The organism is Amycolatopsis sp. NBC_01286 (assembly GCF_035982555.1).
Taxonomy (GTDB): Bacteria; Actinomycetota; Actinomycetes; order Mycobacteriales; family Pseudonocardiaceae; genus Amycolatopsis.
The window spans coordinates 10,293,446-10,308,091 of the sequence record NZ_CP108428.1; the positions used below are offsets into that span (position 1 = coordinate 10,293,446).

At 71.3% G+C, this 14,646-nt stretch carries 16 protein-coding genes; 7 read left to right on the top strand and 9 right to left on the bottom strand.

What is annotated here, in order from left to right:
- Window positions 1-15: 15 nt before the first annotated feature.
- From pyk to OG570_RS46390, 3 genes are all read right to left on the bottom strand, one after another.
- Complete coding sequence (gene pyk, locus OG570_RS46380) at window positions 16-1,440, bottom strand: pyruvate kinase (protein WP_326947565.1); 1,425 nt, start codon at window positions 1,438-1,440, stop codon at window positions 16-18.
- A gap of 83 nt (window positions 1,441-1,523) precedes the next feature.
- Window positions 1,524-2,189, bottom strand: a complete 666-nt coding sequence (locus OG570_RS46385; RefSeq protein ID WP_247063254.1) for a DUF2461 domain-containing protein — start codon at window positions 2,187-2,189, stop codon at window positions 1,524-1,526.
- A gap of 62 nt (window positions 2,190-2,251) precedes the next feature.
- Complete coding sequence (locus OG570_RS46390) at window positions 2,252-3,481, bottom strand: glycoside hydrolase family 18 protein (protein ID WP_326954909.1); 1,230 nt, start codon at window positions 3,479-3,481, stop codon at window positions 2,252-2,254.
- A gap of 169 nt (window positions 3,482-3,650) precedes the next feature.
- On the opposite strand from OG570_RS46390, the gene OG570_RS46395 reads away from it, so the two are divergent.
- Entirely contained in the window at window positions 3,651-3,953 is a 303-nt protein-coding gene (locus OG570_RS46395; RefSeq protein ID WP_247064111.1) for an ArsR/SmtB family transcription factor, read from the top strand.
- Here OG570_RS46395 and OG570_RS46400 read toward each other — a convergent pair.
- Window positions 3,950-4,285 carry a winged helix-turn-helix transcriptional regulator gene (locus OG570_RS46400; RefSeq protein ID WP_326954910.1) on the bottom strand — a complete coding sequence of 112 codons (336 nt, stop codon included), beginning with the start codon at window positions 4,283-4,285 and terminating at the stop codon, window positions 3,950-3,952. The two genes, OG570_RS46395 and OG570_RS46400, sit on opposite strands and share 4 nt — an antisense overlap.
- 67 nt (window positions 4,286-4,352) lie before the next feature.
- Here OG570_RS46400 and OG570_RS46405 point away from each other — a divergent pair, with 67 nt between their 5' ends.
- Window positions 4,353-4,838 (top strand): group II truncated hemoglobin, encoded by a 486-nt coding sequence (locus OG570_RS46405; protein ID WP_326954911.1) that lies wholly within the window; start codon window positions 4,353-4,355, stop codon window positions 4,836-4,838.
- 39 nt (window positions 4,839-4,877) lie between these two features.
- Window positions 4,878-6,314, top strand: a complete 1,437-nt coding sequence (locus tag OG570_RS46410; protein ID WP_326954912.1) for an aromatic amino acid ammonia-lyase — start codon at window positions 4,878-4,880, stop codon at window positions 6,312-6,314.
- 63 nt (window positions 6,315-6,377) lie between these two features.
- Here OG570_RS46410 and OG570_RS46415 read toward each other — a convergent pair whose 3' ends face one another.
- Window positions 6,378-7,403 (bottom strand): 6-phosphofructokinase, encoded by a 1,026-nt coding sequence (locus OG570_RS46415; protein ID WP_326947560.1) that lies wholly within the window; start codon window positions 7,401-7,403, stop codon window positions 6,378-6,380.
- Window positions 7,404-7,693: 290 nt separating this feature from the next.
- Here OG570_RS46415 and OG570_RS46420 point away from each other — a divergent pair, with 290 nt between their 5' ends.
- Window positions 7,694-8,776 (top strand): 3-deoxy-7-phosphoheptulonate synthase, encoded by a 1,083-nt coding sequence (locus OG570_RS46420; protein ID WP_326954913.1) that lies wholly within the window; start codon window positions 7,694-7,696, stop codon window positions 8,774-8,776.
- Window positions 8,777-8,845: 69 nt separating this feature from the next.
- On the opposite strand, the gene OG570_RS46425 is transcribed toward OG570_RS46420, so the two are convergent.
- Both OG570_RS46425 and OG570_RS46430 read right to left on the bottom strand, forming a co-directional pair.
- A complete protein-coding gene (locus OG570_RS46425; protein WP_247063239.1) occupies window positions 8,846-9,334 on the bottom strand; it encodes a polyadenylate-specific 3'-exoribonuclease AS in 489 nt (162 codons plus the stop codon).
- Window positions 9,335-9,351: 17 nt separating this feature from the next.
- Window positions 9,352-10,113: a lysophospholipid acyltransferase family protein gene (locus tag OG570_RS46430; RefSeq protein WP_247063237.1), complete on the bottom strand. Its 762-nt coding sequence runs from the start codon at window positions 10,111-10,113 to the stop codon at window positions 9,352-9,354.
- Window positions 10,114-10,324: 211 nt separating this feature from the next.
- On the opposite strand from OG570_RS46430, the gene OG570_RS46435 reads away from it, so the two are divergent.
- Genes OG570_RS46435 through OG570_RS46445 form a run of 3 tightly spaced genes read left to right on the top strand, consistent with a single transcriptional unit; the run spans window position 10,325 to window position 12,796 of the window.
- Complete coding sequence (locus OG570_RS46435; RefSeq protein WP_326954914.1) at window positions 10,325-11,092, top strand: alpha/beta hydrolase; 768 nt, start codon at window positions 10,325-10,327, stop codon at window positions 11,090-11,092.
- Window positions 11,089-11,646 (top strand): hypothetical protein, encoded by a 558-nt coding sequence (locus OG570_RS46440; RefSeq protein WP_326954915.1) that lies wholly within the window; start codon window positions 11,089-11,091, stop codon window positions 11,644-11,646. Before OG570_RS46435 ends, OG570_RS46440 begins: the two co-directional genes overlap by 4 nt.
- Before the next feature lie 10 nt (window positions 11,647-11,656).
- On the top strand, window positions 11,657-12,796 hold the full coding sequence (locus OG570_RS46445) for a glutamate--cysteine ligase (RefSeq protein WP_326947557.1): 1,140 nt from the start codon (window positions 11,657-11,659) through the stop codon (window positions 12,794-12,796).
- Here the strand turns inward: OG570_RS46445 and OG570_RS46450 are convergent.
- Both OG570_RS46450 and OG570_RS46455 read right to left on the bottom strand, forming a co-directional pair.
- A complete protein-coding gene (locus tag OG570_RS46450; RefSeq protein WP_326954916.1) occupies window positions 12,786-13,637 on the bottom strand; it encodes an NUDIX hydrolase in 852 nt (283 codons plus the stop codon). The genes OG570_RS46445 and OG570_RS46450 overlap by 11 nt on opposite strands.
- A 68-nt stretch (window positions 13,638-13,705) precedes the next feature.
- Window positions 13,706-14,644 (bottom strand): ROK family protein, encoded by a 939-nt coding sequence (locus OG570_RS46455; protein WP_326951464.1) that lies wholly within the window; start codon window positions 14,642-14,644, stop codon window positions 13,706-13,708.
- Window positions 14,645-14,646 lie beyond the last annotated feature (2 nt).

A 14,646-nucleotide genomic window follows, 5' to 3' on the forward strand; every position in this document is an offset into this window, starting at 1 on the left:
CGTCCCCGACGTCCCTTACGCGTGGTCGTCTTCACCAAGGCGGTGGACGTGGATCAGGTTGGTCGACCCGACGGTGCCCGGCGGGGAGCCGGCCACGATGACGACCAGGTCGCCCTTCTGGTACTTGCCCATCTCCAGCATCGAGTGGTCGACCTGCTGGATCATCTGGTCCGTGGACTCCACCCGCGGCACGATCTGGGTGGTGGTGCCCCAGGTCATCGAGAGCTGGCTGCGGACGCAGTCCTCGGGCGTGAACGCCAGCAGCGGCAGCCGCGTGTGCAGCCGGGCCAGGCGGCGCACGGTGTCGCCGGACTGCGTGAAGGCGACCAGGGCCTTCGCGTTGAGCCGCTCGCCGATGTCGCGGGCGGCGTAGGAGATCACGCCGCGCTTGGTGCGCGGGACGTGCGTCAGCGGCGGGACGACCGGCGAGTCGGTCTCGACCGCCTCGATGATCCGGCCCATCGTCTGGACGACCTCGATCGCGTACCGGCCGACACTGGTCTCGCCGGACAGCATCAGCGCGTCGGCGCCGTCGAGGACGGCGTTCGCGACGTCGGAGGCCTCGGCGCGGGTCGGCCGGGAGTTGTTGATCATCGACTCGAGCATCTGCGTCGCGACGATGACCGGCTTCGCGTTCTCGCGGCAGATCTGGATGGCGCGCTTCTGGACCAGCGGGACCTGCTCCAGCGGCAGCTCGACGCCGAGGTCGCCGCGGGCGACCATCACCGCGTCGAAGGCCAGCACGATGGCCTCGAGGTTGTAGACGGCCTCGGGCTTCTCGATCTTCGCGACGACCGGCAGCCGGCCCTTGCCGACGCGGTCCATCACCTGGTGGACCAGGTCGATGTCGGCCGGCGAGCGGACGAAGGACAGCGCGATGAAGTCGACGCCCAGCTCGAGCGCGAACTCGAGGTCCTCGATGTCCTTCTCGGACATGGCCGGGACGGAGACGTCCATGCCGGGCAGCGAGACGCCCTTGTTGTTGCTGACCGGGCCGCCTTCGGTGACCTCGCAGACCACGTCCTGGCCGTCGACCTCCTTGACCACCAGGCCGACCTTGCCGTCGTCGACCAGCAGGCGGTCACCGGGCTTGGCGTCCTTGGCGAGGCCCTTGTAGGTCGTGGAGACCCGGTCGTGGGTGCCGGCGACGTCCTCGACGGTGATCCGGACGATGTCGCCGGTGTGCCACTCGACCGGCCCGCCGGCGAAGGTGCCGAGGCGGATCTTCGGGCCCTGCAGGTCGGCGAGGATGCCGACCGCCCGGCCGCTCGCGGCGGCGGCGTCCCGGATCAGGTCGTAGACCTGCTTGTGGTCGCCGTGGCTGCCGTGGGAGAAGTTCATCCTCGCCACGTCCATGCCCGCGTCCACGAGTGCCCGCATCTTCTCCGGGGTGGCGGTGGCGGGGCCCAGGGTACAAACGATCTTCGCGCGTCGGCTCACGTTCGCATAGCGTAGACCCTGTCGGCGCGTTCGTCTGTACCGATCCCGAAAAGTTCAGAGAAACGGTTCAGAAACCCTGGGGGTCAGCGGCGCGGCTGCTCACTGGGTCCGACCCGGTCACGGGCCCATTCGTTGAACTCGCGCAGCTGCCGCCACGACTTCCGCACCCGGTCGAGAGCACCCCGCTCGTGCAGGACGTCGTCCGGCTCCCAGGTGCGCACCGCGTACACCGAGCGGTAGCGCAGCAGGTCGAGGCGCGGGTGCTCGGCGTCGAAGCCGCGCGGCTTCGACTTCAGCCGGTCGCCTGCGACCGTCCAGCCGGCGCGCTCGAGCTTCTTGATGATCTTCTGGAGCGCTTCGCCGTGCAGGTCCGTGTCGACGGCCTGGCGGAACCGGGCGAGCTGGTCGGACGCGAGGTGGAAGCACCCGCCGCCGACGCGCAGGCCGTCCGGCCCGACCTCGACGTAGTAGGCGCCGCCGCCGCGGCCCTGTTCGAGCACACCGCCGCAGTGGGTCTTGTAGGGCGTCTTGTCCTTGGCGAACCGGACGTCCCGGTAGGGGCGGAACACCTTGGGCTCGCCGAGGCCGTCGCCGAACTCGCCCTTGAGCTCGTCGAGCAGGGCCTCCATCGGCGCCCGGACGTCGGCCTTGTAGACGTCGACGTGGTCGTCCCAGTAGGGCTTGGAGTTGTCCTCGACGAGGCCGTCGAAGAAGTCGACGGCGTACTCGCCGAATCCGCTGAACGTCACGGCGGGAACGATAATCGGGGGGACCGACGGTTTCCCGCCGGTCCCCCCGCTGTCGAAGCCCCTTACTTCGCGACGGCCGTGATCAGCTCGCCGTTGGTGGTGTCACCCGAGAGCTCCCAGAACATCGCGCCGCCGAGACCCTGGGTCTTGGCGTAGCTCACCTTGCCCGCGATGGTCGAGGGGGTGTCGTAGCTCCACCAGTTGCTGCCGCACTTGGCGTACGCGGTGCCCGCGACGGTGCCGGTCGCCGGGCAGGACGTCTTCAGCACCTTGTAGTCCTCGATGCCCTGCTCGTACTTGCCGGGCGCCGGGCCGGTCGCGGTGCCGCCCGGGGCGGCCTGGCTGACGCCGGTCCAGCCGCGGCCGTAGAACCCGATGCCCAGCAACAGCTTGCCCGACGCGACGCCCTTGCTCTTGAGCTTCTGGATCGCGGCGTCGGAGTAGAAGCCGGCGGTCGGGATGCCCGAGTAGCTGTTCAGCGGCGAGTGCGGGGCCGTCGGGCCCTGCGCGGCCCAGGCGCCGAAGTAGTCGTAGGTCATCACGTTGTACCAGTCGACGTACTGCGCGGCGCCCGCGTAGTCGGCGGCGTCGATCTTGCCGCCGCCGGTGCCGTCGGCCGTGATCGCCGCGGTGACGAGCTTCGAGGAGCCGAACTTGGCGCGCAGCGCGGCCATCACGTTCTTGTACGCGGCGGCCCCGCTGGTGTCGCAGGTCAGGCCGCAGGCGTTGGGGTACTCCCAGTCGATGTCGATGCCGTCGAAGACGCCGGCCCAGCGCGGGTCGTTGACCAGGTTGTAGCAGGAGTTCGCGAACGCCGCGGGGTTCTTCGCGGCCTGCGCGAAGCCGCCCGACCAGGTCCAGCCGCCGAACGACCAGATCACCTTCAGACCGGGGTGCTTGGCCTTGAGCTTCTTGAGCTGGTTGAAGCTGCCGGCGAGGGGCTGGTCCCAGGTGTCCGCGACGCCGTCGACGCTGCCCGCGGCGTCGTAGGTCTTCTGGTAGTCGGCGTAGGCGTCGCCGATCGCGCAGCCGCCGTTGGTGACGTTGCCGAACGCGTAGTTGATGTGCGTCAGCTTGCTGGCCGAGCCCGACGTCTCGATGTTCTTGACGTGGTAGTTGCGGTCGTAGACCCCCCATTCGGTGAAGTAACCGACCACCTTGCCGACGGAGGCTTCGGTCGCGGCCGTCGCGGTGGCGGTGACGGCGGGGACCGCCGAGCCGGCCGCGACGAGACCCGCGGCGGCCGCCAGGGTCAGCAGCGCAGAGAAGCTCTTCCTGCGGAAACGGGACATGCCTTCTCCCTCGGAGAATTACTGACAACCAATGGGGACAACGTGGTGGAGACCACACTTACCGTAAGTGGACTAGACCACTAGGTCAATGGTTCAGACCAGCTGCCCGACGAGAGTAGGTGCGCATTCCTTGACAGGCATATGCCTGCCGGGGCACATTTCCGGGGTGATGCAGACCTTCGACGTCCTCGCCGAACCCCGCCGGCGCACCATCCTCGACCTGCTCCGGGACGGCGAACGCTCGGTCGGCGAGCTCGTCGAGGAGCTGGCCCTCAGCCAGCCCGCGGTGTCCAAGCACCTGCGGGTCCTGCGCGAAGCGGGGCTCGTGACGGTCCGGGTCGCGGCCCAGCGCCGGTGCTACGCGCTGCGCCCGGAACCGCTCGCCGAGGTGGACGCCTGGCTCGCTCCCTACCGTCGCTTCTGGACGGACCGCCTCGACGCGCTGGAGCGGCGTCTCGACGAGACGCCCTAGTCCGCCGCCTCGAAGGTGATGCCCTGGTCCGCCGCGCGGCGCTCGCCCCACTCGTAGAGCGCCGTGAGCGCCGGGCGCAGCTCCTCCCCCACCGCCGTCAGGTGGTACTCGACGTGCGGGACGCGGCCGGCGCGCTCCTCGCGGCGGACGATGCCGTCCGCCGCCAGCTCGCGCAGCTGCTGGGTCAGCATCTTCTCGCTCACCCCCGGCATCCGGCGGCGCAGCTCGCCGTAGCGGTGGGCGCCCTCCTTGAGGTGCGCGAGGATCACCGGCTTCCACTTGCCGCCGATCAGATCGACCGCCAGCTCCGTCGCGCAGTGGTAGCGCTTCATCCCGTTCCCCCTGCGCACCGGAAAGTACGTGGTTGCCCGACCGGGCCGCCGCTGGTTGCCTTGCCGGGTGATCGTGCCAGAAAACCCGCCCGCCACGCCCACCCTCTACGAGTGGGCGGGCGGCCACGAAGCCCTCGTGAAGCTCCTCACGATCTTCTACGGCCACGTCCTCGAAGACCCGCTGCTCGAGCCCGTGTTCCGGCAGATGGACCCGCACCACGCCGAGCACGTCGCGGTCTGGCTCGGCGAGGTCTTCGGCGGCCCGGCCGCCTACTCGGCCGGCCACGGCGGGCACGCGCGCATGATCGGCCGCCACCTCGGGCGCGGCATCACCGAGCCGCAGCGCCGCCGCTGGGTCACGCTGCTGCTCGACGCCGCCGACGAGGCCGGCCTGCCGGGCGACCCGGAGTTCCGCGCCGCGTTCGCCGGCTACCTCGAGTGGGGCAGCCGGCTGGCCGTGATCTTCTCCGCGCCCGGCGCCGAGCCGAACCTGCACGAGCCCGTCCCGCATTGGGACTGGCCGATGCCGCCCTGGCAGCCACCGGCGTCCTAGCCGCATAGTGAAGGGCAGTCAGTCGAAAGGAGGCTGCCCTTGATCCGGGTGGACGGTCGGACCCTGCGGTGCGCGGACGTCGTGACGGCGGCGCGCACCGAGGGACCGCTGGGTATCGACGTCTCGATCGCCGCGCTGCGCGGCGCCGAGCACGCCTGGAAGCTCGCCGAGGAGCTCAGCACGCGGCGGGTGGTCTACGGCCGGACCACCGGCGTCGGGGCCAACAAGGACGACACGGTCGCGAGCTCGAAGGAACACGGGCTGCGCCTGCTGCGCAGCCACGCGGGCGGCAGCGGCGACCCGATGCCGCCCGGCCAGGTCCGCGGGATGATGCTGATCCGGCTCAACCAGCTCCTCGCGGGGCGGTCCGGGATCAGCCCCGAGCTGATCGGCGCGCTGGCCGAGGCCGTCCGCACCGGCGCGCTACCGCTGGTGCACCGGCTCGGTGCGATCGGCACCGGCGACCTGGCGCCGCTGGCCGAGACGGCGCTGGCGCTCACCGGCGAACGCGACTGGCTCGCCGGGCACGTCCCGCCGGTACCGGTGGTCGCGGGCGACGCGCTGGCGTTCATGAGCAGCAACGCCGCGACGCTGGCCGAGGCGACCTTGGCCGCGATGCGGCTGGACACCCTGACCCGGGCCAGCCACGCCATCGCCGCGCTGACCTACGTCGCGCTCGACGGCAACCCCGAGGCGTACGCGACGCCGGTGCACGAAGCGCGACCGCACGCCGGGCAGGTCGCCTGCGCGGCGGAGATGCGGCGGCTGCTCGGCATGCACCAGACGCCGAAGCCGGGGCGCCGGATCCAGGACCCGTTCGGACTGCGGGCGTTCCCGCAGGTCCAGGGCCCGGCGCTGGACGCGATCCACTACCTGCGCGACGTGCTGGCCGTCGAGATCAACGCGAGCACCGAGAACCCGATGATCTCGACGGTGCACGGCGACGCCTACCACCACGCGCACTTCCACACGGCGTACGTCTCGACGGCCCTGGACCAGGCCCGCGCGACCGTGCACCAGGTGGCGGAGCTGTCGGTGGCGCGCCTCGGCGACCTCGTCGAGCCGGAGTTCACCGGCCTGCGCCCGTTCCTGGCGGCCGGCCCGGCGGGCAGCTCGGGCGTGATGATCCTGGAGTACGTGGCGCACGACGCGCTCACGGAGCTGCGTCAGGCGGCGCTGCCGGCGACGCTCGGCACGGCCGTCGTGTCGCGCGGCATCGAGGACCACGCGAGCTTCTCGACCCAGGCGGCCCGCGCGGCGACGGCGGCTTGCACGTCGTACCAGCAGGTGCTGGCCTGCGAGCTGGTCGCGGCGGTCCGCGCGCTGCGGATGCGGGACGCCGACCTGGTCGACCTCCCGGTCCGCGACGCGTTCGACGTCGCGTCCGAAGTCCTGGACGAGAGCACCGACGACCGCCCGCTGACCGACGACATCGCCCGCGCGATCACGGTCCTGGACACCCTGGCCCGCATCTGAAACGCCGTGAGGGGCACCCTCAGGGACGTGGTGTCCCTGAGGGTGCCCCTCACGGCTTGAGACTCAGCCGAAGAAGACTTCGGCCTCTTCGTAACGCTCGGTCGGGACGGTCTTCAGCTCGGCGGTCGCCTCCGAGAGCTTCACGCGGACGATGTCGGTGCCCTTCAGGGCGACCATGACGCCGAAGTCGCCGTCGGCCACCGCGTCGACGGCGTGCAGGCCGAAGCGGGTCGCGAGCACGCGGTCGTACGCGGTCGGCGTGCCGCCGCGCTGGACGTGGCCCAGCACGACCGCGCGGGACTCCTTGCCGGTGCGCTTCGCGATCTCGTCGGCCAGCCAGGTGCCGATGCCGCCGAGGCGGACGTGCCCGAAGGCGTCCTTCTCGCCGGTGAGCAGGCTCTCCTCGCCGCCCTCGGGCAGCGCGCCCTCGGCCACGACGATGATCGGCGCGAACTCCTTCTCGAAGCGGCGCTCGACCCAGGAGACGACCTGGTCGACGTCGAAAGCCCGCTCTGGCACCAGGATCACGCTCGCGCCGCCGGCCAGGCCGGAGTGCAGCGCGATCCAGCCGGCGTGTCGGCCCATGACCTCGACGACCAGCGCCCGGTGGTGCGACTCGGCGGTGGTGTGCAGCCGGTCGATCGCCTCGGTCGCGATGGAGACCGCGGTGTCGAAGCCGAACGTGTAGTCGGTGGAGCCCAGGTCGTTGTCGATCGTCTTGGGCACGCCCACGACGCCGACGCCGTCGTCGGTCAGGCGCTTCGCGACGCCGAGGGTGTCCTCGCCACCGATCGCGATCAGCGCGTCGACGCCCTGCTCGGCGAGGACCTTCTTGATCTGCTCGACGCCGCCCTCGACCTTGTACGGGTTGGTCCGCGACGAGCGCAGGATCGTGCCGCCACGGGTCAGGATGTCCTCGACGTCGTTCAGGCCGAGCGGGCGGCTGTCGCCCGTCAGCGGGCCGTTCCAGCCGTTGCGGAAGCCCACGAAGTCCCAGCCGTGCACCTCGATGCCCTTGCGGACCACCGCGCGGATGACCGCGTTGAGACCCGGGCAGTCGCCGCCGCCGGTCAGCACACCGACACGCATGAGAATCCTCCGTTTGTGTTCGCTGGAGATGACAGTCACATTTCGCCAGGGCCAAGCGTAGCTGGCTTCGTCTGGATCGGTGCAGCCCGTACCACCTGCCGAATCGGTCCGCGCCGTCGTTGTGCTAACTTGGTCACGTGCAGCGCTATTACTGGTTTACGAAGCCGGCCCCGGGTGGGCACGGCGGCGTGAACCTGCGCTGACCTCCACCCCCGAGCCGGATTCTCCTACCGGCTCGGCGAGGGTCCCCCGCGCGGGTCGGTGTCCATCAGGAAGGAACACCCCCCGCCATGACGCTCTCCGCAGGCCCGGCCGCCATCGGTGACCTCGACGCCGCGCGCACCACGTCGATCAGTCCGCTCATCTCGCCCGCGATGCTGCGCGAGGATCATCCGGTCGACGCCGCCGTCGCGAAGGTCGTGCAGCACGGACGCGCCGAAACCGTCGACATCCTCGAAGGCCGCGACGACCGGCTGCTCGTCGTCGTCGGCCCGTGCTCGGTGCACGACCCCGAGGCCGCCCTCGACTACGGCCGCCGTCTCGCCGAGAAGGCCGAAGAGCTGCGCGGCGAACTGCACGTCGTGATGCGCGTGTACTTCGAGAAGCCGCGCACCACGCTGGGCTGGAAGGGCCTGATCAACGACCCGGACCTCGACGGCACCTTCGCCGTCAACAAGGGCCTCCGGATGGCGCGCCGGCTGCTGCTCGACGTCTCCGAGCTGGGCCTGCCGGTCGGTTGTGAGTTCCTCGACCCGATCACGCCGCAGTTCATCGCCGACATCGTCACGTGGGGCTCGATCGGCGCGCGGACCGCGGCCAGCCAGGTGCACCGCCAGCTGTGCAGCGCGCTGTCGATGCCGGTCGGCATCAAGAACTCCACCGAGGGCGACGTCCAGGTCGCGGTCGACGCGACCCGCGCGGCCGCGGCGAGCCACGTGTTCCCCGGCATCAACACCGACGGGCTGGCGGCGCTGCTCACGACGTCGGGCAACCCGGACTGCCACGTGATCCTGCGCGGCCACGCGGGCGGCCCCAACTACGACGCCGAAACGGTCACCGACACCCTGGCCCGGCTGGCGAAGTCGGGCCTGCCGGAGCGCGTGATCATCGACGCGAGCCACGGCAACAGCGGCAAGGACCACATCCGCCAGGCCGAGGTGGTCCGCGAGCTGGCGGCGCGGATCGGTGCGGGCGAGCGCGGCATCGCCGGCCTGATGATGGAGAGCTTCCTCGCGGGCGGCCGCCAGGAGCTGGACCTGGGCCACCCCGAGCAGCTGACCTACGGCCAGTCGATCACGGACGCCTGCATGTCCTGGGACGACACCGCGCCCCTGCTGGACACCCTCGCGGAAGCCGTCCGCGCGCGCCGCTGACAGTCCGTGAATGCCACATCCAGGGACGCTATGTCCCTCGATGTGGCATTCACGGCCTTCCAGCAATCTTCAGCGGCGGGGGAAGTACGACTCGATGACGTCCCAGCGGGCCAGGTTGTGCTTGGCGTCCGCGAGGGCGTCGTGCTGGTCGGTCGGGGCCGCCGGGAGCTTCGGCTTCCCGGCGTCCTCCCAGCGCTGACGCAGGTCGCGGGTGAACCGCGGCAGCTGTCGCGGCAGGGCGGGCATCGGGCCCCACAGCTGCGCGAGCGCGACGTGGTCGTAGGCGGCGAACCAGGCCCACAGCTCGATCCCGCCCGGCGGCTTCCCGAAGAACTCCAGCAGGTCGGCGCGGATCTTCTCGCGGCTGCGCCAAGCCGGGTCGGCGGGAGAGGGCAGCTTCGGCAGCACGTTGTCGCGGACCCACGCCCCGGCACGAGCCGGGTCGAAGTCCGTGGAGACCGCGTAGAACTCGCGGCCACGCTCGTCAACGACACCGATCGACACCAGGTCGATCGTCACGCCGTCCTCGATGAACTCGGTGTCGTAGAAAAAACGCACCGGTGAACCCTAGTGGGCTAGCCGACCTTGCTGTCGGGCACCCGGGTCGCGTCCCGCGCGGTGGGCTGCGCCGGCACCTTCGGCTTGGCTCCGGCGGCCTCCGCGGCGAGCAGTTCCTTCGCCTTCGCCGCGTAGATGTCGACGTACTCCTGGCCGGACAGCTCCATCAGCGCGTACATGATCTCGTCGGTGATCGACCGCTCGATGAAGCGGTCGCCCGCGAGCCCCTCGTACCGCGAGAAGTCCAGCGGCTTGCCGAAGCGGACCTCGAGGCGGCGCGGCCACCACATCTTCGAGCCGATGGGGTTGACCTTGTCGGTGCCGATCATCGCCACCGGGACGACGACGCCGCCGGAGTCCAGGGCGATCCGGGCGACGCCGGTCTTGCCCTTGTACAGCCGGCCGTCCGGGGAGCGGGTGCCCTCGGGGTAGATGCCGAGCAGGTGACCGGCCTTGACCAGCCGGGTCGCGGTGTCGAGCGCGGCCTGGGCCGCGTTGCCGCCCGAGCGGTCGATCGGGAACTGGCCGACGCCGGTGAAGAACCACTTCTTGAGCAGGCCCTTGAAGCCCGGCTCGGTGAAGTACTCGGACTTGGCCGGGAAGGTCACCTTGCGCTTGACCCGCAGCGGCATGAAGAACGAGTCGGCGACCGCGAGGTGGTTGCCCGCGAGGATCGCGCCGCCGGTCTCGGGGATGTTCTCCGCCCCGACGACCTTGGTCGGCCACAGCGTCTTGAGCAGCGGACCGATGAACACCCACTTCATGAGCCAGTACAGCACCGGTGCCTCAGTCCTCCATCGCAGCTCAGCCCCTGTCACCCGCGTCGACCAGACTACGAAGCCGGGTGGCCTCCGCACAACGGCGACCACCCGGATACCCGCCGGGCAGCGATCGATCTCACAGAGAATTACGGGTCCGGGCGGACCCCCACAACGCCCTCGACCCGTGAGAGCATGGACGGTCTACACCGCTCACACGGAAGGCGATCGCATGGGCGTGCTCGCCGGCGCGGAACCGTTCGGCCACACCGGTTCGGCCGAGACCGGGTTCCTGCTCTGCCACGGGTTCACCGGTACCCCCGCGAGCATGCGGGCCTGGGGGGACCACCTCGCCGAGGCCGGGTTCACCGTGCGCTGCCCGCTGCTGCCGGGCCACGGCACCCGCTGGCCCGACCTCAACCGCACGACGTGGCAGGACTGGTACGGCGCGATCCGCGAAGCGCTCCTCGAGCTGCTGTCGACGTGTAAGACGGTCTTCGTCGGCGGGCTCTCGATGGGTGGGACGCTCACGCTGCGCCTGGCCGAGGAGTTCGGCGACCGGATCGCCGGGATCGTCCTGGTCAACCCGTCGGTGACGCGGCTGAAGTGGGACACGAAGCTGCTGCCCGTGCTGGGCAAGATCGTGCCTTCGGTGCCGGCGATCGCGAACGACATCAAGAAGCCGGGCGAGACCGAGCTGGCCTACCCGCGGACTCCGGTGCGGGCCGCGGCGAGCCTGGCGAAGCTGTGGGCGCTCGTGCGCGCCGACCTGCCGAAGGTGACGCAGCCGGTGCTGCTGCTGCACTCGGCGGTCGACCACGTCGTCGAGCCGGAGAACTCGCGGCTGGTGCTGGCCGGGATCTCGAGCGCCGACGTCACCGAAGTCGTGCTGGAGAACAGCTATCACGTGGCGACCCAGGACAACGACGCGGAACTGATCTTCACCCGCAGCGTCGAGTTCGCGAAGGCGCACGCCGGGCAAGCGGAGGAGACCGCATGAGCCGAGGGAAGGACGGGCCGGAGGACGTCGACGCGACGTTCGCCGAGATCGTCGCCGACCTGCGGGCCGGCGGGTTCGGGCTGCCCGAGCTGGACACCGCCGACACCGCGGACACCGCCGACAGCGCCGGTGGTGCCGCCGGCAGTGCCGCGGGCCGCGGGGTGGCCGAGGAGAGCGAGCCCCGCAAGGCCCCGGACCGGCCCGCCGAGCCGAAGCCGCCCGCCGCGGCCGACCCGCCGGACACCGGCTGGCGGTCGGGCGGCACCACGTGGGACAGCACGATGTTCTCCGACGACCCGGCGGCGGACGACGAGCACTTCGTCCCGCCGGACCCGCCGCCGTTGCCGCGGCCGAAGATGGGCGCGTTCCTCATCCTGCTGCTGTTCCTGGCCGGGCTGTTCCTGCTGATCCTGCCCGGCGTGATCGGCGTGGGCCCGACGGTGGCGACGCCGCTGGGCATCCTCGCGTTGGCGACGTCGATCGCGTTGCTGCTGCTCCGCGTCCGGCAGGGGCCGCCGCCGGGCGCCGACCCGAGCACCGGCGCGCAGGTCTGACCGGACGTCGATGACCATCGAATTCACGCCTTCGCGGCGCTCCACCGTCGGCGTGGAGTGGGAGCTGGGCCTGGTCGACCGGCGCAGCGGCGACCTGTCCTCGACCGCCGAGCGGATCCTCGACGCCGTGCGCCCGGACGGCGAAGCCGAGCACCCGAAGATCAAGCAGGAGCTGCTGCTCAACACCATCGAGATCATCACCGGCGTCTGCGAGACGATCGGCGAGATCAAGGCGGACCTCAACGAGTCGCTCGACGTCGTGCACGGCGTCGCCGACCCGCTCGGCGTCGAGATGTTCTCGGCCGGCACGCACCCGTTCTCCAACTGGTACCAGCAGAAGGTCACCGACAAGGCGCGTTACGCCAAGCTGATCGACCGCACCCAGTGGTGGGGCCGGCAGATGCTGATCTACGGCGTCCACATCCACGTCGGGCTCGACCACCGCGAGAAGGTCCTGCCGGTGCTCGACGCGCTGCTCAACTACGCGCCGCACCTGCAGGCGCTGTCGGCGTCGTCGCCGTACTGGGGCGCCGAGGACACCGGGTACGCCTCGAACCGCGCGCTGATCTTCCAGCAGCTGCCGACCGCCGGGCTGCCGTTCCAGTTCCGGAAGTGGGCCGAGCTCGAGAACTACGTCGACGACATGTTCACCACCGGCGTGATCGACAGCTTCTCGGAGATCCGCTGGGACATCCGGCCGTCACCCCAGCTGGGCACGATCGAGATGCGGGTCTGCGACGGCCTGCCGACGCTGGAGGAGGTCGGCGCGATCGCGGCGCTGACCCAGTGCCTGGTCGACGACTTCAGCGAGCGCCTCGACGACGGTGAGATCCTGCCGTCACTGCCGCCGTGGCACGTCCAGGAGAACAAGTGGCGCGCGGCGCGCTACGGCACCGACGCGATCGTCATCCTGGACGCGGCCGGGCGCGAGCGGCTGGTCACCGACGACGTCGCCGACCTGCTGGACCGCCTGCAGCCGGTGGCGCGGCGGCTGGGCTGCGAGGCCGAGCTGCGCGACGTCGAGACGATCCTGGAGTACGGGCCGAGCTACCAGCGGCAGCGGGCGGTCGCGACGCGGCACAAGGGCAGCCTCAAGGCCGTCGTCGCGTCGCTGGTCGCGGAGATGCGCGACGGGATCCTCAAGGATTGAGCTTGTCCAGCTGGGTCCGGAGCGTGCCGGGGCCCATCGAGGACGCGCCGAGCGCTTCGACCCGGCCGCGCAGCTCGCGGTCGGCCGTCGCGACGAGGACCTTCGCGTCGCGGTGCTGCCCGGCGACCTCGACGATCTTCGTGTCGCCGTCGGTGTCGGCCGGCACGACCTCGACGCCCTTCGCCGGCTGCACCCCGCCGGCCTTGCCCTCGACCACCAGGATCACCCGCGGCCACCAGGTCAGCGCGGGATCGTCGGGGTCTTCGAGGCCGGTTTCGGCGAGCCGGGTGAGCTGGTCGCGCAGGCGCTCGGTGGCGCCGTGGCGGTCGCGCCACCAGCCGTCCGGCCGCGAGCCGACGACGTTGGCCGCGTCGACGACCAGCACCAGCTCCTGCCCGACCCGCGGCCGCAGCGCCGGCCAGGCCGCCGCGAAGTCGCGGTGCAGCCGGAAACCCGGGACGTCGTCGGGGTCCACCCAGCGCACCTCCGCACTTTCGGGGTTCGCGACCTTGGCGTCGATGTCGCCGGCCAGCGCGAGGACGGTCGTGTAGCTCCAGTCGCCATGGTCCACCACGGAGGCGGAAAGCGCCCGGAACGCGTCGGCGGGGATCGCCGCCTCTTCGAAGGCTTCCCGCGCCGCGGCCCCGACGGCGGTCTCCCCCGCCTCGATCGCCCCGCCGGGCAAGGCCCAGGTACTGCCGTTGTGCACCCACCAGGCCCGGCGCTGCAGCAGCACCCCGCGAGCCGGATCGAAGAGCAGCAGCCCAGCGGCCCCGTACCGCCCCCAGTGCAGCCGCCCGCAGGAACACCGGACGAACACACTCGCGGACGGCAGGCTCACCCCATCCACCTTGGCACACTCGCCAGCGGAGTCCACGGAACGGACACCGAGCCGCCGGCGGCTCGAGATCAGACTGGGGTCTTGGCCGCCTCCACCGCCAACGCCGCCGCGCCGACGATCGCCGTGTCGTCGCCCAGGTGGGCCGTGCGGATCCTCGCCAGCGGGCGGTGTCTCGCGCCCGTGATCGCACCCGCGTAGTGCTCGCGGGCCTCGTCCAGGAACAGCGGGGCCGACTCCGACACTCCGCCGCCGATCACGATGATCTCCGGGTCGAAGACGTCCGCGACCAGGGCCAGGCCCTCGCCCAGCCACTTGGCCAGCTCCGCCATGGCCAGCTGGGCGATCGGGTCGCCGTCGCGGGCCGCGCCCGCGACTCTGCGGCCCGTCACCGAACCCGGGTCACCCGCGACCTGCGGGGCCAGCACCGTGGAGCGGCCCGGGTGCCGCGCCAGCAGCTCCACCGCCGTCGCGGCGAGGGCCGTTCCGCTGCAGTAGCGCTCCCAGCAGCCGTACTTGCCGCACGGGCACGCCCGCCCGCCGCGGACCACCGTCAGGTGACCCAGCTCGGGCGCGACGCCGTACGCGCCGCGGTACAGCTTGCCGTCCAGCAGCAGGCCGGCGCCGATCCCGGTGCCGAGCGCCACCAGCGCGGCGATCTGCGCGCCGCGCGCCGCGCCGAACCGGTGCTCGCCCACGATCGCCGAGTTGACGTCGTGCTCCAGCAGCACCGGCAGGCCGACGCGCTTCTCGATCCGGTCGGCGACCGGCGCGCCGCGCCACGCCAGGTGCGGCGCGAACATCACCGACCGGCGGTCACGCGCGACGAAGCCCGCGACGGCCAAGCCGACCGCCGACACCTCGTGCCGGTTGCGCAGGTCCTCGATCACGCCCGCGATGGCGTCCTCGAGGGCGCCTTCCTCCGTCGGCGTCGAGACCCGGGCCGTGTCGAGCAGCGAGCCACGCTCGTCCACCACACCGGCCCGGATGCTCGTCCCGCCGACGTCCACCC